This window comes from Pseudoxanthomonas sp. CF385, from assembly GCF_900104255.1.
Classification (GTDB): Bacteria; Pseudomonadota; Gammaproteobacteria; order Xanthomonadales; family Xanthomonadaceae; genus Pseudoxanthomonas_A.
On record NZ_FNKZ01000002.1, the window covers coordinates 1 to 18,757 of the forward strand.

Below are 18,757 nucleotides of genomic sequence, written 5' to 3' on the forward strand. Positions count from 1 at the left end.
GTGGCGTACTTTTACCTTCCCAAGGTCGCAAATGCGGCCTAACAATTCATTCAAGCCGAACCCGCTTCGCGGGTCGGCTTAATTCAGGCGTTAGCGCCCATGAAAAGCAGTATTCGGCTACTAAAGTTCTGGGTACTAGCAACTGCTCAGATCGTTCTGGTCGTTGCCTGTGCGGTCGTTTGGTTCTACTTCCGCACAGTTGCTTACCTGACTGGCCCACCTGATCCAGACACTTACGCCTGGAACTGGGGGTTCCAACTTGTCGCGTTCGTCATTGTCTGGCTGCCCGCACTTCTCGTCTGCACCGGTATTCTGCTGGTCATCGAGCGGGCTGCACTTACCCCGTACTATCGCGCTAGGGCACTCCAAGTTGGTCGGCATGTGCGCTAACAATTCATTCAAGCCGAACCCGCTTTCGCGGGCTGGCCTGGCTCAGGCATCGGGCTCGCTATGAAGATCCTCGCGGCGCTCGCTCTGACATCGATGCTGGCAGGCTGCACCTCGACCCGTGGTGAGCCAAGCGATGCCGAGAGATTCGCGACCTTGGTGGCCGAACCCACGCCACCCGAGTGGCGTGTGGGTGCTGTCTGGGAGTTTTCGAATCCGGAGCCGCACGACGGCTCCCGCTCAAGCTGGACTGTTCGAGTGACGAACACACCTATCGAAACATGCACGTCCGGCGAATGGCGGGAACTTGAACCCATCCGGACGCCTGTGCAGGGCACCAGGGAACCGGCCAGATATGCCTACAGCGTTTCGGGTCGCCTGCTGATGCTCGACTTCAATGCCGGAACGTGCGACATCGGTGATATCCGAGGCGAGCTCACCGACGGGTCATTCGTTGGACAACGCTCGGCCGGACCCTTTCCCGGCCGCGATTTCGTCGCGCCGCGGATCGTGGGTCGAAGCGTGCCGTGAAAGGCCGCGTCAATGCGTGCAAGCCGAATCTGCTTCGCGAAGCGGAGCAACTCGAGTGTTCTAACGCATGAAGCGCATCGCGAACCTGGCGATCGCACTGGGTATCTTCATTGCGGCGTGCGGATGCATTGGCAAGCCTGCCGTGAAGAACCTGCTGCCCGCAACCGGGTCGCTATGACGGACTGACCTCACTCCGGCGAGATCGGCACGGCATGAACCGTGCCGCCTTTTCAGACCGCTTCAGGCGCCAGCTCGCGAAGCTTGCCTTCGTGCAGTTCGAGTACGCGATCCAGCCGGCGCGCCAGGCGGCGGTCATGGGTCACCAGCACCAGACTGGTCTTCTGCGCGCGGTTGAGCTCCAGCATCAGGTCGAACACCGTCGCTGCGGTCTTCTCGTCCAGATTGCCGGTCGGCTCGTCGCCGAGCACGCAGGCCGGCTGGTTGACGAGGGCGCGGGCGACAGCCGCACGCTGGCGTTCGCCGCCGGACAGTTCACCAGGCTTGTGTTCGAGACGATGCCCCAAACCCACCGACTCCAGGAGCGCTTTCGCGCGCGCGGCGGCATCGTCCGTCGCCGCGCCACCCAGCATCACCGGCATCATCACGTTCTCGAGCGCGGTGAACTCCGGCAACAGATGGTGGAACTGGTAGACGAAGCCGAGCGAGGTGTTGCGCAGCTGGCCGCGTGCGGCGTCCGACAGCGATGACATCTTCTTGCCGGCGACGTAGACCTCGCCGGAGGTGGGCGTGTCGAGGCCACCCAGCAGGTGCAGGAGCGTGCTCTTGCCCGCGCCCGACGCACCGACGATGGCCACGGTCTCGCCCGGCTGCACGTTGAGCTCCAGGCCATCGAAGACCGGGGTGCGCAGCTTGCCTTCGGCATAGGTCTTGCCCAGCGCTTCGGCATGGATGACCGCGGTGCGGATGGACTCATTCATAGCGCAGCGCCTCCGCGGGCTGGGTGCGGGCGGCGCGCCACGCCGGGTACAGCGTGGCCAGGAAGCTCATCGTCAGCGCGACGGCGGCGATCATCACCACTTCGCCTGCGTCGAGTTCGTAAGGCAGACCGGTGATGTAGTAGACGTCCGAGGGCAGCAGGGTGACCTTGAACACGGCCTCGATGGCCGCGAGGATGTATTCGAGGTTGACCGTCAGCAGGATGCCGCCGATCACGCCCATCACCGTGCCCATCACGCCGATCAGCACGCCCTGCACCATGAAGACCTGCATCACGCCGCGCGGCGTCAGGCCCAGCGTGCGCAGGATGGCGATGTCGGCCTGCTTGTCGGTGACCAGCATCACCTGCGAGTTCACCAGCGAGAACGCGCCCATCAGGATGATGAAGGACAGCAGGATGCCCATCACCGTCTTCTCCATCTTCAGCGAGTGGTAGAGATTGGCGTTTTCGCTGGTCCAGTCGCTGATCCGGTATGGACCCTGCAGCCGCAGTGCGAGGTCGCGCGCCACGTCCCAGGACTGGTACATGTCGTGCAGCTTCAAGCGGACGCCGGTGACGCCCTCGCCCATCCGCAGCACGCGCTGCAGGTCGCCCATGTGGACGAGCGCGAGGTTCCGGTCCACGTCGTTGTGGCCGACCGCGAAGATGCCGGTGACGGTGAAGCGCTTGATCTTGGGCATCGCGCCCATCGGCGTGCCCTGGAAGTCGCCCGCCGTGACGACCACGCTGTCGCCCACGCCGACGCGCAGCCAGGCGGCCAGCTCCTGCCCGAGCAGGATGTGGAACTCGCCCGGCTTCAGCGAATCCAGGGTGCCGGCCTTCATCTTGTCGCCGATGACGGAGACCTTGGGCTCCTCGCCCGGCAGGATGCCGGTGACCAGGGCGCCTTGCGGGTCCGCATTGCCGGTGAGCATCGCCTGCACGTGGATGAAGGGCGCCGCGCCCGATACGCGCGGATCGTCCATCGCGATCTTGGTGGCGTGCGGCCAGTCCTGCATGGCTTCGCCCGCCCCCATCACGGTGGCGTGCGCGGTGGCCTGCAGCAGCCGGTCGCGGATTTCGCGCTGGAAGCCGCTCATCACGGACAGCGTGGTGATCAGGATCATCACGCCCAGGGCGATGCCGACGACCGAGGCCAGCGAGATGAAGGAGATGAAACCGTTGCGGCGCTTGGCGCGGAGATAGCGCAGGCCGATGGCGACGGGGATGGGTTTGAACATGGACCCTATGGTGCCATCGGGCCCGCCGGGCGCCCAGCGTCGGCTTCGCCCGCAGCAAGCCTCAGTTCACGCCGGGCGCGGGCCGGCAGCGTGTCGGGCCACCAGGCCGCATGGCGCCAGGCTCCGCCCGGCCGTTCGCGCCAGCGCAGGAACGCCAGCGGCCCACGCCAGGCCAAGCGCACATCGTGCAGAGGAGCCCCATCGACGGTGGGCACCCGGCCGTCGCCCGGGAACCAGAATTCACGCTCCGCCGACGCGGCATGGGCCTGCGCCAGCCACAGGCCGCGACTCAGCGCCAAGACGGCCCCGGGCCAGGCGATGGCCACGGGTAGTTCGCAGAGCAGCAGCGAGAGTGCCGCCAGCAGGCCCAGCAAGACCAGCCACGCCTGCACCAGGCGCGAGGGGCGCCATTCAAGCCGGCAGCTGACGGATCCGTTCGACCAGCGCGGCGAGTTCCGCATCGGGACACTGCTCGTAGCCCATGAACCAGCGCCAGAGCTTATCGTCCTCGCAATCCAGCAGGCGTAGGAAAACCACGCGCTGCGGCTCGGATTCGGTCGCCCAACTCCGATCGAGGTAACGACCGAACAACTGGTCCAGTTCGCGCATGCCGCGCCGGCAGCGCCAGCGGATGCGCTTGAGTTCGGGATCGTCGCTCATGCCGCCGCCAGCGCGAGGGCCAGGCGCACCCAGAAGGCGATCAGCACCAGTGTCGCCACCGCGTAGGCGACGAAGCGGGTCATGACGTGGTTGAACGTGCAGTGCACCAGGCTGTGCACCGCACGCAGGCCGACGAAGACCCAGGCCAGCGCCAGCGATACCGCGTCGGCCACGCCGAGTTGCGCGGCCAGCAGCACGCCGGCGTAGAACAGCACCGGCAACTCGAACAGATTGCGGAAGTTGTCCGATGCGCGGGTGTCGGCCAGCAGCCGTACCGAATCGGCCGCGTTCGCCAGCGCCTGCGCATGGATGCGCTTGCGCGACATTTCACCCAGGCGGAGCTGGTACAGCCTGGCCCACACGAGGAAGGTCAGGCCGGCCATCGCCACTGCGGGCCAGAGGATCGCCGTGGCGGACGCGTCGCTCATGCGGTCAGGCGCGACGCGCCATCATCAGCTTCTTGATCTCGGCGATCGCCAGCGCCGGGTTCAGGCCCTTCGGGCAGGTACGCGCGCAATTCATGATGGTGTGGCAGCGGTACAGCTTGAACGGATCTTCCAGATCGTCCAGGCGCGCACCGGTGTCCTCATCGCGCGAATCGATGATCCAGCGGTAGGCCTGCAACAGGATCGCCGGGCCGAGGTAACGCTCGCCGTTCCACCAGTAGCTCGGGCAGCTGGTCGAGCAGCAGGCGCAGAGGATGCACTCGTACAGGCCGTCCAGCTTCTTGCGGTCTTCCGGCGACTGCAGGCGCTCGCGATCCGGCGGCGCCGGCGTCTGCGTGCGGATCCACGGCTTGATCGAGGCGTACTGCGCGTAGAAGTGGGTCAGGTCGGGAACCAGGTCCTTCACCACGTCCATGTGCGGCAGCGGATAGATCGGCACTTCCGCTTTGGTGCAATCGCCGATCGCCTTGGTGCAGGCCAGCGTGTTGGTGCCGTCGATGTTCATCGCGCACGAACCGCAGATGCCTTCGCGGCACGAGCGACGGAACGTCAGCGTGGGGTCGATCTCGTTCTTGATCTTGATCAGCGCGTCCAGGACCATCGGACCGCACTTGTCGAGGTCGACATCGTACGTGTCGGTACGCGGATTGGCGCCGTCGTCCGGGTTCCAGCGGTATACCTTGAAGGTGCGCACATTCTTGGCGCCCTTCGCGGGGAAGTGCTTGCCCTTGGTGACGCGCGAGTTCTTCGGGAGGGAAAATTCGGCCATGTGTCAGGTCTCCCGGGCTCAGTAAACGCGCGGCTTGGGCGGCACCACATCCACGTCCTTGCTGAGCGTGTACATGTGCACAGGGCGGAAATCGAAGCTGCACTTGCCGTCGTCGGCGACATTGACCAGCGTGTGCTTCTGCCAGTTGACGTCGTCGCGCTCGGGGAAGTCCTCGTGCGCGTGCGCGCCGCGGCTTTCGTGGCGTTGCTCGGCCGAGTTGATCGTGGCGACCGCGCTGAGCAGCAGGTTGTGCAGTTCGTAGGTCTCGATCAGGTCGGAGTTCCAGATCAGCGAACGGTCGCTGACCTTCACGTCCTGGAAGCTGGAGAAGATGTCGGCCATCTTGTCGCAGCCATCCTTCAGCGACTTGCTGGTGCGGAAGACGGCGGCGTCGGCCTGCATCGTGCGCTGCATGTTGTCGCGGATCACCGAGGTCGGCGTATCGCCGCTGGCGTTGCGCAGCTTGTCCAGGTGCGACAGCGCCTTGTCGCACGCATCGCCGGCCAGCGGCTTGTGCGACGAACCGCTCTTGATGGTCTCGGCGCAGCGGTTGGCGACCGCGCGGCCGAACACGACCAGGTCGAGCAGCGAGTTCGAACCCAGGCGGTTGGCGCCGTGCACCGACACGCAGGCGGCTTCGCCGATCGCGTACAGGCCGGGCACCACCGCATCGGGGTTGTCGCCGACCTTGCGCACGACTTCGCCGTGGTAGTTGGTCGGGATGCCGCCCATGTTGTAGTGCACGGTCGGGATGACCGGGATCGGCTGCTTGGTCACGTCCACGCCGGCGAAGATGTGGGCGCTTTCGGCGATGCCGGGCAGCTTCTCGTTGATGACCTCCGGGCCCAGGTGGGTCAGGTCGAGCAGGATGTGGTCCTTGTGCTCGCCGACGCCACGGCCTTCGCGGATCTCGATGGTCATCGAGCGGCTGACCACGTCGCGCGAGGCCAGATCCTTGTAGTGCGGTGCGTAACGCTCCATGAAGCGCTCGCCGTTGCTGTTGCGCAGGATGCCGCCTTCGCCGCGGACGCCCTCGGTGATCAGGCAGCCCGCGCCGTAGATGCCGGTCGGATGGAACTGCACGAACTCCATGTCCTGCATCGGCAGGCCGGCGCGCATCACCATGCCGCCACCGTCGCCGGTGCAGGTATGGGCGGAGGTCGCCGAGAAGTACGCACGGCCGTAGCCGCCGGTGGCCAGCACCACGCCATGGGCGCGGAACAGGTGCAGCGTGCCGGTGGCCATGTCGAGGGCGAGCACGCCGCGGCAGGCACCCTCTTCATCGAAGATCAGGTCAAGCGCGAAGTACTCGACCATGAAGCGCGCGTCGTGCGCCAGCGACTGCTGGTACAGCGTGTGCAGCATGGCGTGGCCGGTACGGTCGGCGGCGGCGCAGGTGCGCTGCGCCGGCGGGCCTTCGCCGTACTTGGTCGTCATGCCGCCGAACGGGCGCTGGTAGATCTTGCCCTCTTCGGTGCGGGAGAACGGCACGCCGTAGTGCTCCAGCTCGATGATGGCCGGGATGGCCTCGCGGCACATGTACTCGATGGCGTCCTGGTCGCCCAGCCAGTCCGAGCCCTTGATGGTGTCGTAGAAGTGGTAGCGCCAGTCGTCCTCGCCCATGTTGCCCAGCGCGGCGGAGATGCCGCCCTGCGCCGCCACGGTGTGTGAGCGGGTCGGGAAGACCTTGGTCAGGCAGACCGTCTGCAGGCCCTTGGCCGCCAGGCCGAAGGTCGCGCGCAGGCCGGCGCCGCCGGCGCCCACCACGACCATGTCGTACTTGTGTTCGGTGATCTTGTAAGCGGACATTGACTCAATTCCCCAGCGCGATGCGGGCCACGGCGAAGACGCTGACGATGGCGCCCAGCACGGCGATAAACTTGACGGTGGTCTGCACCGCGAGGGCGAGCAGCGAGTTGTGCACGTAGTCTTCCAGCACGACCTGCAGGCCGAGCTGGGCGTGCCAGAACATGGCGACCAGGAAGCCGACCAGCAGCACCGCGTTCCACGGCTTGGACACGGCGGCGGTGGCGGTGACGTAATCGGCGCCGACCAGGCTCAGTACGAACACCAGGAACCAGATCGTCAGCGCGACCAGCGCGGTCGCGGTCAGCCGCTGGTGGACGAAATGCTCGGTACCGGTCTTCGCCGAGCCCAGGCCGCGCGCATTCTTGATCGGCGTGCGGAAGTTGCTCATGCGCCACCTCCCAACAGCACATACGCCCACACCAGGGCGGTGATGACCAGGCTGCCGATCACCGACAACCAGCTGTTGCGCACGAACGTGGCGATGCGGTAGCCGATGGCGAAGTCCTGCACGATGTGGCGGATGCCGTTGCACAGGTGGTAGGCGAAGGCCCAGGTCCAGCCGAACAGGAACAGCTGGCCGTACCAGGCGCGCGCCATGTCGGTGAAGCAGTTCCAGGCTTCGGGGCCGATCATCAGCGTCAGCAGGCCCGCGGTGATCACCAGCGCGCCGGCGGCGAGGACGATGCCGGTGGCGCGATGCAGGATGGAGGTCGCCATCTGGATCTGCCAGCGGTAGACCTGAAGATGGGGGGAAAGCGGACGTTGTGGAGTCGCCATTGACGCGCTCGTTGTCTCGGCTGGGCGGTCGTGACCGCGTTGGCTCAAACGCTGCTCAGAAGTCGATGCAGCGCCCGTTCTTTTCCCAATCCCCGTAACGCGTGGGCTCAGGCCCGTCGCGGCCGCCGATCTCCTTCGCCACCGCCGTTCCCCCTGCCCCTTCACCCGCAGGCGGGGTCGAGGTTTCGGGCGGCTGTGTTCCGGGATCGGTGTCGGGAGTCGGGGGTGTTTGACCTATCATGGCGGTCTCGCAACGCACAAAATTTTAATCCCCACCCCCTTGGCTGACAACCTTTCCCGTACCAGCACACCGGTTTTCGCCCTGCCCGACCACGCGCTGGTGACGCTGGAAGGGCCCGATGCGACGGCGTTTGCGCAGGCCCAGTTCGCCAACGACGTGGCCGTCCTGCCGCCCGGACAGTGGCAGTGGAATGCGTGGCTGACACCCAAGGGGCGCGTGATCGCGGTGCTCGCGCTGGCCAAACTGGCCGAGGACCGCGTGTGGCTGGTGCTGCCCGACCACCCGGCCGGCGCCTTCGCCGAAGCGCTGCGACGTTTCGTGTTTAGACGAAAGTTGAAGATCGATGTCCCCGTCGACACCGCCGTCAGCGGAGGATTTACCGCGCCCGCGGTCGCGCACGGCGCCGTGCTGGCGATGGATGCCGGCACGCTCGAACTGGATATGGGTGGCGACGGCGGCCCGCGCACGCTGCGCCTGGGGCCCGCCGCGGCCGATGACGCCGTACAGCAGGCCGCGTGGCGCGCCGCCGATTTGCGCCATGGCCTGCCCCGCCTGCCGGAAACGCAGCGCGAGCAGTGGACGCCCCAGCAGCTGGCATTGGACCGGCTGGCGGCGTACAGCGTCAAGAAGGGCTGCTACCCGGGCCAGGAAATCGTCGCCCGCACGCATTTCCTCGGCAAGGCCAAGCGCGCGTTGCAGGGCTTCCTCGTTGACGGCGCTCTCGATCCTGGCGCCGCGGTGCGCGACAGCGAGCGCGACGTCGGCGCCGTGGTGAGCACCGCGCCCGAAGGTCCGCAGACCCTGTTGCTCGCGGTGCTTCCCCTGGACCATGCCGGCGAAGGCCTCTCGGTCGAGGCACGCCCGCTGTCGCGCGCGCCGCTGCTGGACGGCCTGCGCCGCTGACCCTTCTGCGCGGGGATTGATCCACGTCAATGACGTGGGCGCCTGCCTGCCTAGACTGCCGTGAACCCAGGCACGAGGACACGCGCATGCACCACGACGTCATCATCATCGGCGCCGGCCCGGCCGGCTTGTGCCTGGCCAAGGCGCTCTGCGAACTCGATCTCAAGGTGGCCCTCGTGGAGCGCCAGTCGCGCGCCGCCATCGCCGAACCCGCGTTCGACGGCCGCGAGATCGCACTGACGCACGCCTCGATGCGCCTGCTGCGCGATCTCGGCATCTGGCAGCACCTGCCGGAAGATGCCTGCTCTCCGCTGCGCGCTGCACGGGTGATGGAGGGCGACTGCCTGCACGACATGCGCATCGACGCCGCCCTGGCTGGCAAGGAGCAGCTCGGCATGCTGGTGCCGAACCATCGGATCCGGGAAGCCGCGTGGGCGGCCGTGTCGGACCTTCCCGGCCTGGATTTCTTCGACGGCGCCCGCATCCACGCCGTCCGCACGACGGACGATCGCGCCGGCATCACCCTCGGCGACGGGCTCCGCCTGGAAGCGCCGCTGCTGATCGCCGCGGACAGCCGATTCTCCGAAACGCGACGCGCGATGGGCATCGGGGCCGATCAGCACGATTTCGGCAAGAGCATGCTGGTCTGCCGCATGCACCACGAGCAGCCGCACCAGGGCGTGGCGTGGGAATGGTTCGGCCATGGCCAGACACGGGCGTTGCTGCCGCTGGAGGAGCACGCATCCTCGATCGTCATCACCCTGCCCGACGCCGCCGCACGCCGCCTCGCCGCGCTCGACGTGGACGCCTTCGCGTGCGAGATGGAGCAGCGTTACGGGCATCGCCTCGGCCACATGAAGCTGGAGAGCAGCCGCCATGTGTATCCCCTGGTGGGCGTCTACGCGCGCCGGTTCGTCGCCCGCCGGTTCGCACTGGCCGGCGACGCGGCGGTCGGCATGCATCCGGTCACCGCGCACGGCTTCAATCTCGGACTCGCCAGCGTCGAACGGCTCGCCGACATGGCGCGGGAAGCACTGCAGCGCAACGGCGACCTGGGGTGCGCGGACGGGTTGGCGCGCTACGAGCGCCGTCATCGTCGTGGCACCCGGCCGCTGTACCTGGCCACGCGCGCCATCGTCGAGCTCTACACCGACGATCGCGCGCCCGCACGCCTCGTGCGCGAGGGCGTCCTGCGGGCCGGCCGCCGCCTCACGCCGTTCCGGCGTGCGCTGGCCGGCATGCTCGCGGACGAGGCGCCGAACACGCGTCGCCCGCTGCAGCGCCTGAGGGATGGCCTGGCGCTGCTGCGCCCGGCCTGACGGATCAGTCGAGCCAGGCGCCGAAACGATCCAGGAACAGCTGCAGGCGCTTGCGCAGGCGCTCGTCGACCACGTCGCCCGCCGCGTCGATCTGGCCCTCCCGGTACTGGATGGCGATCTCCGGTTGCGGCAGCACGGCGACGTCGACCGCGGCCAGCACGTTGCGCAGATGCTGCTGCGCGGACACCGTGCCGTGCGCACCCGGCGACGTGCCGATGATCGCGGCACGCTTGCCGCCGAAGGAATTGCGGCCGCCGGGACGGCTGCCCACGTCGATGGCGTTCTTCAGGACGCCGGGGATTGAGCGGTTGTATTCCGGCGTGACGAACAACAACGCATCGCAGCCTTCCACCTGTTGCTTGAACTGCGAGCCCGCCGGCGGGAAATCCGCATCGTCGTCCTGGTCGTACAACGGCAGGTCGCCGATGCCGATCTCCTCGAAGGCGAAACGATCGCCCGCCATCGCCCGCACGGCGCCCGCGAGTTGGCGATTGAAGGAGCCTTCGCGCAGGCTGCCGATGATGATGCCGATGCGGGGCGTGGCCATGTCCGTTCCTCGATCAGGTACAGCCGACATCATGCCAGCCGGTCGGCCGCGGCGACGATGTCCTCGTCGCCCGGCAGCACCAGGAACGCGGCGCCGGCGAGCGGTGTGTACGTATCGGCGCCGACGACGCGCTGGAACGGACGCGCCCGATAGCCGGCTTCGGCGATCGCCGTGATGACGCCTTCACCCACACCGGCGGCCTGCCGTCCCTCGTCGACCACCAGGATGCGCTTGGCCGTCTTCGCCTGTTCGGCGATGAAGGCCGCGTTGAGCGGTACCAGCCAGCGCAGATCGACCACGCGCACCTGCCAGCCATGCGTGCGTTCGATGGTCCGCGCGGCGCGCAGGCTCATCGGCACGCCGTTGCCGTAGGTGAAGATGACCAGGTCGTCGGCGCCTTCGCCGTAGACGCGCCCCTCGCCGAGCGTCATCGCCTCGTCCTGCGGCGGATACGGGAACAACCACTGCCCGTCGCCTGGTTCGTGCAGGTCCTTGGTCATGTACAGCGCGATGGGCTCGAGGAACGCCGTGACGCGCCCATCGACCTTGGCCAGGGCGGCCAGCGTGCGCAACATGGTGGCGGCATCGTCGCCCCGCGAGGGGCAGCCGACGACCAGGCCCGGGATGTCGCGCAGCGCGGTGATCGAGTTGTCGTTGTGGAAGTGGCCGCCGAAGCCGCGCTGGTAGCCCAGGCCGGCGATGCGGACGACCATCGGGTTGCGGTACTGGTCGTTGCTGAAGAACTGGAGGCTGGCGGCCTCGCCGCGGATCTGGTCGCAGGCGTTGTGGAAGTACGCCAGGTACTGGATCTCCGGCAGCGGCAGCATGCCCATGTTGGCGTAGCCCTGGGCCAGGCCGAGGATCATCGTCTCGTCGAGCAGCGTGTTGAACACGCGGCTGCCCTTGAACGCTTTCTGCAGGCCCTTGGTGACGGTGTAGACACCGCCCTTCTGCGCGACGTCCTCGCCGAACAGCAGCGTCTCCGGATACTTGCAGAACAGGTCGTGCAGCGCGTTGTTGATCTGGATGGCGAGATGCCGCGGCGGCAGTTTCTCCGGCAGCCTCTCCTCGCTGCCGAACGCAGCCACTCGGACATCGTGCGGCGCGGTGCGACGCGCCTCCTTTGCGACCTCGCGCGGGCTGTACGGCGCCAGCGGAGCGATCACGTCCTGCAGCGATGCGATCTTGGGACGGCGGTCGGCGTCCTCCGCGGCGGCGAAGCAGCGCTTGCGCGTGGCGTCGTACAGCGCGAGCAGCGACGCCTTCGTGTACAGGCCCGACGCCAGCGCGATGTCGGCGCTGCGCAGCAAGGGATCGGTCGCCTCCACGGCGCACAACTCTTCCAGCGGGCGCCATTCGATTTCGAAGTCGGTACCGGCGTGGCCCATGATGCGCGTGGTCCGCAGGTGCAGGAACGTCGGCCGGCGCGTGCGGCGGCAGTGCTCGACGGCGGCCTGCACCTGGCCGTAGCCGGCCGCAAGATCGAGGCCATCGGCGTGGAAGTAGTCCAGGTCGGCGCGGTCGCGGAAGTTGCGGCCGATCCAGCCATCCGGCGTCTTCACCGAAATGCCGATGCCGTTGTCTTCGCAGACGAACAGCACCGGCGCCGGCAGCTTCTGGTAGGCCGTCCACGCCGCCGCGTTGAACGCGGTCTGCGCGGTGGCGTGATTGGACGAGGCGTCGCCGAAGGAACAGATCGCGATGCTGTCCTCCGGGATGGGCAATGCATGGCCGATGCGGCGCCCCTGCTCGATCGCCACCGCCGTGCCCAGCGCCTTCGGCAGGTGGGAGGCGATGGTCGAGGTCTGCGGCAGCACCCACAACGGCTTGCTGCCCCACACCTTGTGGCGGCCGCCGGAGGCCGGATCTTCGGCGCTGGCGGCGAAGCTCAGTGCCGAGTCCATCACCGGGTCCATGCCCGGCAGCTTGCGGAAACGCTCGGCCATGAAACCGCCGCTGCGGTAATGCAGGAAGGCCGGATCGGTATGGCGCGTGGCACGGGCGACCATCGCGTTGCCCTCGTGGCCGCTGGACCCGATGGTGTAGAAGACCTTGTTCTGCACGCGCAGCACCCGCGCCATCAGGTCCAGATGGCGGCTGACCAGCTGCGATTCGAGCAGCTCGACGAAGCCGCGCGCGTCCAGCGCACTGCCCGGCAGGACGGGTTCGCCCGCTGCCGGTGCAACACGTGCCTGGCCGTTCCATTCGTTGACGAACTCGATGAAATTCTGGTCGCAGATCTCGGCCCGGTTCAGGCCTTTCATGCGTGCGGGAATCTCTTTTGCAGTCATGTGCTCGCTCGGATCAGGAAGACGCCAGGCGCGCGGCGACGTCGTCGCTCACGCCGGGCATGGGAACGAAACCCGGCTGGGCGCGCACGCGCGCCAGCCAGTCGGTGATGCATGGGTACGCGACGAGATCGAAACCGCCGTCGTCGGCGCAATGCGTATAAGCAAACAGCGCGATATCGGCCACGCCGTAGTCGTTTCCGGTGAACCACGCCGCTGCCTGCAGATGCTTCTCCATCACGGCCAGCGCCTGCGCGCCGCGCTCGACCAGGCGCGGCAGATCCGCGCGGCGCGGCGAATCCAGCGGCGTCCAGCCCCGGATGAAGCGTGCGACCGCGATATAGGGCTCATGGCTGTACTGCTCGAAGAACAGCCAGCTCAGCGCCAGCGCACGCTGCCACGCATCGTCCGGCAGGTACGGGCTGCCTTCGGCCAGCCAGCAGAGGATGGCGTTCGATTCCACGAGGACGCCGCCATCCGCGCGCTCCAGCATCGGGACCTTGCCGTTCGGGTTCTTGGCCAGGTACGCGGGCGTGCGGGTACCACCGTTGGCGCTGTCGACTTCGATCCAGCGGTAGGGGCGTCCGAGCTGCTCCAGCAGCAGGCGCACCTTGTGGCAGTTGCCCGAGGTGGACATGCCATGGACAGTGACGGTTTCAGGCGACATGCGGATGCTCCGACGCGGCGGGAATGCGGGCGGCCTTGGCGAGGTCCTTCTCGCGGCCGAACGCCAGCAGGATGCGGCGCTGGTCCTCCCGCGTCGGGATGCGCACGGCGTGGCCGCCGACATCGATGCGCACGTCGTCGCGAACGTCGAGTTCCTGCCATCCGATGGCCGTCATCACCTCCAGACCGCCCATGACTTCCAGCGGCATCGGCAGGTGCGTGAAGCGCGCGAAGGTCGAACGGAAACGGGCGTCGTCCGCGGGCTGGTAGGCCGCATCGACGTGGTCGATCCACGCCTCGCGCAGGCGCAGCGCATCGCGGCGGCTGCATAGCACATCGATATCCTGCGGCACGATGTCCGGAATGCCTGCCAGCGCCATCGCGGCACTGCCGATGATCCACCAGGGATCGCGGAAGGTCCGCGCCAGCTCGGGCAAGGCATCGTGCAGGCCTGCGTGCAGCGCGGAGGTCGGCATCACGGGCGCGCGGCCCTGCGTGTGCGCCACTGCGCGCGCGTCTGGCCCCAGACTTCCACCGGTTTCTCGTGGTGCGGTTCGGGCAGGCGATCCATCCGCAGGTAGGCCGATCCGAGTTTCGCGGCGACCGCCTTGGAGTTGGCGTTCTCCGGATCGATGGTATGGATCACCTCGTCCCAGCCCAGCTGGTCGAACGCCCAGTCGATGCTGGCCGTCGCCGCCTCCGGTGCGTAACCGCGGCCCCAGGCTTCACGGGCGATGCTCCAGCCGACCTCGGTGCCCGGCCAGCCTTCGGGCTGCCACGGCCCTACCCGGCCGATCCAGCGACCGCTGGCCTTCTCGATCACCGAGAACATCGCGAACCCTTGCAGGTGCCAACTGCCGAGCATCGCCGCGAGGCTCCGCCACGCGGGTGAGCGTGCCTGCACGCCGCCGATGTAACGGGTGGCCTCCTCGTCGGCGACGAAGGCCGCCCAGGGCTCGTAGTCCTCGCGCCGCGGCAACCGCAGCAGGAGGCGGGGGGTTTCAAGCTGCAGCTCTGAAAGATCCATCGTTGCCACGTCATCCCAGAACGGAAGGTCTCCCAACCCGCGGGCCTCTTGCCCGCGCGCTCCCTCTCCCGCACGCCTGGTGCGGGTACCCGCTCAGAACGCGCTGATGCCCGTCAGCTCGCGGCCGATCACCAGTTGGTGCACGGTTTCCGTGCCTTCGTAGGTGATCACCGATTCCAGGTTCAGCGCATGGCGGATCGCGGCGTGCTCGGTGGTGATGCCGGCGCCGCCCAGCAGGTCGCGGCACTCGCGGGCGATGTCGATGGCCATGCGGCAGTTGTTCCACTTCGCCAGCGATACCTGCTGCGGCGCCATCGTGCCGGCGTCTTTCAGGCGGCCCAGCTGCAACGACAGCAGCTGCGCCAGGGTGATGCGGCGGGCCATCTCGGCCATCTTGATCTGCGCGCTCTGCGTGGCCGCGACGGGGCGGTCGAACAGGATGCGCTCCTTGGTGTAGGCCAGCACTTCATAGAGGCAGGCGATCGCCGCGCCGATCGGCCCCCAGGTGATGCCGTAGCGCGCCTGGGTCAGGCAGCCCAGCGGACCCTTCAGGCCCTTCACGTTGGGCAGGCGACTGCTGTCGGGCACGCGCACGTTGTCGAAGAACAACGCGCTGGTCACCGAGGCGCGCAGGCTCATCTTGTGCTTGATCTCCTGCGCCGTGAAACCAGCCATGCCCTTCTCGAGCAGGAAACCCTGGATGCCGTCGTCGGTCTGCGCCCAGACGATGGCGATGTCGGCCAGGTTGCCGTTGGTGATCCACATCTTCGAACCGTTGATGACCCAGTCGTCGCCGTCGCGGCGCGCGTGGGTCTTCATGTTGGCCGGGTCTGAGCCGCCGTGCGGTTCGGTCAGGCCGAAGCAGCCGATCACCTTGCCCGCTGCCATGTCGGGCAGCCAGCGCTGGCGCTGCTCTTCGTTGCCGTAGGCGTAGATGGGGTACATGCACAGCGAGGACTGCACGCTGACGAAACTGCGGATGCCGCTGTCGCCGCGCTCCAGTTCCTGGCAGATCAGCCCGTAGCTGACCGCGTTGAGGCCGGCGCAGCCGTACTTCTCCGGCAGCGAGGAGCCGAGCAGGCCCAGTTCGGCGATCTCCGGCACGAGTTCCTTCGGAAAGCGTCCCTGGTCAAACGCGTCGCCGATGATCGGACGTACTCGCTCGTCCGTGAAGCGGGCGACGGCGTCCTGGACGGCGCGCTCCTCTTCGGTCAGCAGGGAACGGACATCGAACAGGTCGTACGGGTTCAGGGCCATCGCGTTTCAACCGGCGTTTGAGGTATCCGGCGATTGTATGCGGTGGCCCTCGGCGCCGGTAAGCGCCAGTCCGCAAAGCGAAGGCCGGCGAAACGCCGGCCTTCGAGGGGTGCCACGTTGAAACGCAGGTTCCGGCCGGGACCGCGGGTTCAGCCCTGCTTGGGCGTATCCACGCTGGCGGTCTGGGTCACGACCTGGCCGTCGATCACCGGCAGGCGGGCGCCCGGCTCCTGTTCCATGCGGATGGTCTTTTCCTGGCCCTCGAACCGGTAGGTCACGTCGTAGCCGACGACCTTGTCCGTCGTGCCCAGGGCGATGCGGTTGCCCGGCTTGCTGTCCATGCGCATCGTGCCGGTGGTGCCGTCCGGGTTCCGGTAGGTGACGTTGTAACCGGTCACGCGCGAGGACTCGGACGTCGCATTCTCGGTATGGCACTGGCGCTCGGTGCGGCTGACCACCTTGCCACCCACGTGGCGCTTGTCCACCTGGTTGCCGATGGCGCCGCCCGCGACCGCGCCGGCCACGGTCGCAGCCTTCTTGCCGCTGCCGCTACCGACCTGGTTGCCCAGCAGGCCGCCGATCACGGCACCCGCCACCGTGCCACCGACGTTGCCGTCGCGTTCCGGTGCGCGCTCCTGCACCACGACGTCCTGGCAGACCTCGCGCGGCGTGCTGCTGGTGGTCGTCTCACGCACGGCTTCGGTGCCGATCACCGTCGCATACAGCTTCTCCGAACTCGTCACCGGGGCGGACTTCACCACCTCGGCGTACTGGAGCGTGCCGACCGGAATCTGGTTGTCCGTCGAGGCCGCATCGTCCGCGACCAGCGAACCATCCGCAGCCGTCACCAGGCCGCCCTCCGCCGGGCCCTTGTCACCGCCCTTGAGGAAAGCCGCCGTGGCCACACCGCCCACCAGCAGCGCGCCGACGGCGACAAGAATCGTTGTGGTATTGCTCTTCATCGCTGCCTCCAAGTCGGGCCTTGCCCGGTTCACATTGGTCATCATTGCACCACTGCGAACCTGAACCAAGTACCCGCGAACGGCCACGAAAACCAACAAAAAATGAACGATTCCATGACCTCCCGATCATGCTAGCGTGATGCCCATCCCACTGCGGTCGAGTGCCGACGCCATGCCCAGTCCCATCCTCCTTCCCTTTCTCGATTGGGCGCGCAAGCTGCGCTATCCCACGCTGTTCAAGATCACCGCCGCGCTGTTCTTCGTGACCCTCTTCCTGCCGGACCCGGTGCCCTTCGTGGATGAAATCCTGTTCGGCCTCGGCACGTTGCTGCTCGCCAACTGGAAGCGGCGCAAGGATCCGCCATCCTCGCTCGAGGCGCCCGACGCACGTCGCTGACCTCATGCTGGTCGACAGCCACAGCCACCTCGATGCGCCCGAACTGGACGCCGACCGCGACGCCGTGCTGGCGCGTGCGCGCGCCGCCGGGGTAACGCGCCAGGTGGTGCCTGCCGTGACGGCCGCCTCGTGGCCGAAGCTGCGCGACGTGTGCGCACAGGAGGCCGGGCTGTTCGCCGCCTACGGCCTGCACCCGATGTACTTGTCGGAGCATCGGCCGGGGCACCTGGACGAACTGCGCATGTGGATCGAAGGCGAGAAGCCGGTGGCCGTCGGCGAATGCGGGCTCGACTTCTTCGTCGACGGGCTGGATGCGGAGACACAGCAGTCCTACTTCGATGGCCAACTGCGGCTGGCGCGCGCGTTCGACCTGCCGGTGATCGTCCACGCACGTCGTGCGGTGGATGCCGTGATCGCTTCGATCCGTCGGATCGGCGGCCTGCGGGGCGTGGTGCACAGTTTTTCCGGCAGCCCGGAACAGGCGAAGCAGCTGTGGCAGGCCGGTTTCCTGATCGGCCTGGGCGGACCGGTGACCTACGAACGCGCCAACCGGGTGCGCACGCTCGCCCGCACGATGCCGCTGGACTACCTACTGCTGGAGACGGATTCGCCGGACCAGCCCGATGCCGGCATCCGCGGGCAACGCAACGAGCCCGCGCGGCTGACGGAGATCCGCGATGTCATCGCCGGACTGCGCGACATGGCGCCGGACGAGATCGCGCGGGTGACCACGCAGAACGCGGAGCGCCTTTTCAGGCTGCCGTCGCGCTGACGGCGCGGGCCTTCTTCAGCAGCAGCTCCAATGCCTTGCCCACCATCGCAAAGGCGAAGGCACCGGTGATGTGCGTCGCCGCGCCCAGGCCCACGCCGCAGTCCAGCTTCAACGCTGCATCGGCGCCCAGTTGCGGCCGCAGGCCACAGACGGTGCCATCGGCCTGCGGATAGTTGACGTTCTCCAGCGAGTAGACCGCCTGCACGCCGAAATAGCGGTCGCGGTTCTTCGGGAAGTTGAACTCCGCGCGCAGCTTCTTGCGTACCAACGCGAGCAGCGCGTCGTGCTCGGTGCGCGAGAGGTCGCGCAGGCGGATCTGGGTGGGATCGGTGCGTCCCCCTGCCGAGCCGGACACGACGATGGGCAGCTTGCGCCGGCGGCACCAGGCGATCATCTCCACCTTCACGCGGAAACTGTCGCAGGCATCGAGCACCAGATCGAAGCCGCGATCCAGCAGCTCGCCCATGTTGGAGGCGGTCAGGAACTGCGGCACGACCTCGACGTCGATCAATGGATTGATCGCACGGCAGCGCTCGGCCATCGCTTCGGCCTTGTTTCGGCCGTAGTGGCCTTCCAGCGCGGGCAACTGGCGGTTGGTATTGGAGACGCAGATGTCGTCCGCGTCGATCAACGTGAGATGACCGATGCCCGAGCGCGCCAGCGCTTCCACCACCCACGAGCCGACGCCGCCCATGCCGACGATGACCACGCGCGAGGCCGCGTACCGTTCCGTCGCGCCCACGCCGTACAGGCGGTCGATGCCGGCGAACCGGTCCCTAAGTTCTTTCTTCATATCACTAGTGTAAAGCGTGGCGCGAACC

The 18,757-nt window shown here is 67.4% G+C and carries 23 protein-coding genes; 5 read left to right on the plus strand and 18 right to left on the minus strand.

What is annotated here, in order from left to right:
* Positions 1-450: 450 nt before the first annotated feature.
* A complete protein-coding gene (locus BLT45_RS18150) occupies positions 451-918 on the plus strand; it encodes a hypothetical protein (RefSeq protein WP_139187993.1) in 468 nt (155 codons plus the stop codon).
* 230 nt (positions 919-1,148) lie between these two features.
* On the opposite strand, the gene lolD is transcribed toward BLT45_RS18150, so the two are convergent.
* Genes lolD through BLT45_RS18625 form a run of 10 tightly spaced genes read right to left on the minus strand, consistent with a single transcriptional unit; the run spans position 1,149 to position 7,798 of the window.
* On the minus strand, positions 1,149-1,856 hold the full coding sequence (gene lolD, locus BLT45_RS10180) for a lipoprotein-releasing ABC transporter ATP-binding protein LolD (RefSeq protein WP_093298875.1): 708 nt from the start codon (positions 1,854-1,856) through the stop codon (positions 1,149-1,151).
* Complete coding sequence (locus BLT45_RS10185) at positions 1,849-3,096, minus strand: lipoprotein-releasing ABC transporter permease subunit (RefSeq protein WP_093298877.1); 1,248 nt, start codon at positions 3,094-3,096, stop codon at positions 1,849-1,851. Before BLT45_RS10185 ends, lolD begins: the two co-directional genes overlap by 8 nt.
* A gap of 5 nt (positions 3,097-3,101) precedes the next feature.
* Positions 3,102-3,557 carry a hypothetical protein gene (locus BLT45_RS10190; protein ID WP_093298879.1) on the minus strand — a complete coding sequence of 152 codons (456 nt, stop codon included), beginning with the start codon at positions 3,555-3,557 and terminating at the stop codon, positions 3,102-3,104.
* On the minus strand, positions 3,508-3,756 hold the full coding sequence (locus tag BLT45_RS10195; RefSeq protein WP_056880931.1) for an FAD assembly factor SdhE: 249 nt from the start codon (positions 3,754-3,756) through the stop codon (positions 3,508-3,510). Before BLT45_RS10195 ends, BLT45_RS10190 begins: the two co-directional genes overlap by 50 nt.
* Positions 3,753-4,184 (minus strand): MAPEG family protein, encoded by a 432-nt coding sequence (locus tag BLT45_RS10200; protein WP_093298881.1) that lies wholly within the window; start codon positions 4,182-4,184, stop codon positions 3,753-3,755. The genes BLT45_RS10195 and BLT45_RS10200 overlap by 4 nt, the downstream gene beginning before the upstream one ends.
* A 4-nt stretch (positions 4,185-4,188) precedes the next feature.
* On the minus strand, positions 4,189-4,971 hold the full coding sequence (locus BLT45_RS10205) for a succinate dehydrogenase iron-sulfur subunit (RefSeq protein ID WP_093298884.1): 783 nt from the start codon (positions 4,969-4,971) through the stop codon (positions 4,189-4,191).
* Positions 4,972-4,989: 18 nt separating this feature from the next.
* Positions 4,990-6,780 carry a succinate dehydrogenase flavoprotein subunit gene (gene sdhA / locus BLT45_RS10210; protein WP_093298887.1) on the minus strand — a complete coding sequence of 597 codons (1,791 nt, stop codon included), beginning with the start codon at positions 6,778-6,780 and terminating at the stop codon, positions 4,990-4,992.
* 4 nt (positions 6,781-6,784) lie between these two features.
* On the minus strand, positions 6,785-7,168 hold the full coding sequence (gene sdhD, locus BLT45_RS10215; protein ID WP_093298895.1) for a succinate dehydrogenase, hydrophobic membrane anchor protein: 384 nt from the start codon (positions 7,166-7,168) through the stop codon (positions 6,785-6,787).
* Entirely contained in the window at positions 7,165-7,557 is a 393-nt protein-coding gene (sdhC, locus tag BLT45_RS10220) for a succinate dehydrogenase, cytochrome b556 subunit (protein ID WP_093298898.1), read from the minus strand. The genes sdhD and sdhC overlap by 4 nt, the downstream gene beginning before the upstream one ends.
* A 55-nt stretch (positions 7,558-7,612) precedes the next feature.
* Positions 7,613-7,798 (minus strand): DUF1674 domain-containing protein, encoded by a 186-nt coding sequence (locus BLT45_RS18625; protein ID WP_093298900.1) that lies wholly within the window; start codon positions 7,796-7,798, stop codon positions 7,613-7,615.
* Between the two features lie 39 nt (positions 7,799-7,837).
* Between BLT45_RS18625 and BLT45_RS10230 the strand changes: the two genes are divergently transcribed.
* Together BLT45_RS10230 and ubiM are read left to right on the plus strand one after the other, a co-directional pair.
* Complete coding sequence (locus tag BLT45_RS10230) at positions 7,838-8,701, plus strand: CAF17-like 4Fe-4S cluster assembly/insertion protein YgfZ (protein WP_254771856.1); 864 nt, start codon at positions 7,838-7,840, stop codon at positions 8,699-8,701.
* Between the two features lie 86 nt (positions 8,702-8,787).
* Positions 8,788-10,020, plus strand: coding sequence for a 5-demethoxyubiquinol-8 5-hydroxylase UbiM (gene ubiM, locus BLT45_RS10235; RefSeq protein WP_093298903.1), 1,233 nt, complete (start codon positions 8,788-8,790; stop codon positions 10,018-10,020).
* Between the two features lie 4 nt (positions 10,021-10,024).
* On the opposite strand, the gene BLT45_RS10240 is transcribed toward ubiM, so the two are convergent.
* From BLT45_RS10240 to BLT45_RS10270, 7 genes are all read right to left on the minus strand, one after another.
* A complete protein-coding gene (locus BLT45_RS10240) occupies positions 10,025-10,567 on the minus strand; it encodes an NADPH-dependent FMN reductase (RefSeq protein WP_093298906.1) in 543 nt (180 codons plus the stop codon).
* Positions 10,568-10,596: 29 nt separating this feature from the next.
* Positions 10,597-12,858, minus strand: coding sequence for a thiamine pyrophosphate-dependent enzyme (locus tag BLT45_RS10245; protein WP_093298909.1), 2,262 nt, complete (start codon positions 12,856-12,858; stop codon positions 10,597-10,599).
* A gap of 13 nt (positions 12,859-12,871) precedes the next feature.
* Positions 12,872-13,522: a glutathione S-transferase family protein gene (locus BLT45_RS10250; protein WP_093298912.1), complete on the minus strand. Its 651-nt coding sequence runs from the start codon at positions 13,520-13,522 to the stop codon at positions 12,872-12,874.
* A complete protein-coding gene (locus BLT45_RS10255) occupies positions 13,512-13,997 on the minus strand; it encodes a nucleotidyltransferase family protein (protein ID WP_139187994.1) in 486 nt (161 codons plus the stop codon). The genes BLT45_RS10250 and BLT45_RS10255 overlap by 11 nt, the downstream gene beginning before the upstream one ends.
* Positions 13,997-14,548: a GNAT family N-acetyltransferase gene (locus tag BLT45_RS10260; RefSeq protein ID WP_093298918.1), complete on the minus strand. Its 552-nt coding sequence runs from the start codon at positions 14,546-14,548 to the stop codon at positions 13,997-13,999. The genes BLT45_RS10255 and BLT45_RS10260 overlap by 1 nt, the downstream gene beginning before the upstream one ends.
* A 93-nt stretch (positions 14,549-14,641) precedes the next feature.
* The gene (locus BLT45_RS10265) at positions 14,642-15,805 is read right to left on the minus strand and encodes an acyl-CoA dehydrogenase family protein (protein ID WP_093298921.1); all 1,164 of its coding nucleotides are present in this window, start codon (positions 15,803-15,805) and stop codon (positions 14,642-14,644) included.
* Positions 15,806-15,954: 149 nt separating this feature from the next.
* Positions 15,955-16,767, minus strand: coding sequence for a glycine zipper 2TM domain-containing protein (locus BLT45_RS10270; protein WP_093298924.1), 813 nt, complete (start codon positions 16,765-16,767; stop codon positions 15,955-15,957).
* 172 nt (positions 16,768-16,939) lie between these two features.
* Between BLT45_RS10270 and BLT45_RS10275 the strand changes: the two genes are divergently transcribed.
* Together BLT45_RS10275 and BLT45_RS10280 are read left to right on the plus strand one after the other, a co-directional pair.
* Positions 16,940-17,164 (plus strand): DUF6116 family protein, encoded by a 225-nt coding sequence (locus tag BLT45_RS10275; protein WP_093298926.1) that lies wholly within the window; start codon positions 16,940-16,942, stop codon positions 17,162-17,164.
* Positions 17,165-17,168: 4 nt separating this feature from the next.
* Positions 17,169-17,936: a TatD family hydrolase gene (locus BLT45_RS10280; protein WP_093298928.1), complete on the plus strand. Its 768-nt coding sequence runs from the start codon at positions 17,169-17,171 to the stop codon at positions 17,934-17,936.
* On the opposite strand, the gene BLT45_RS10285 is transcribed toward BLT45_RS10280, so the two are convergent.
* Positions 17,917-18,729 (minus strand): tRNA threonylcarbamoyladenosine dehydratase, encoded by an 813-nt coding sequence (locus tag BLT45_RS10285; protein WP_093298931.1) that lies wholly within the window; start codon positions 18,727-18,729, stop codon positions 17,917-17,919. The two genes, BLT45_RS10280 and BLT45_RS10285, sit on opposite strands and share 20 nt — an antisense overlap.
* Positions 18,730-18,757 lie beyond the last annotated feature (28 nt).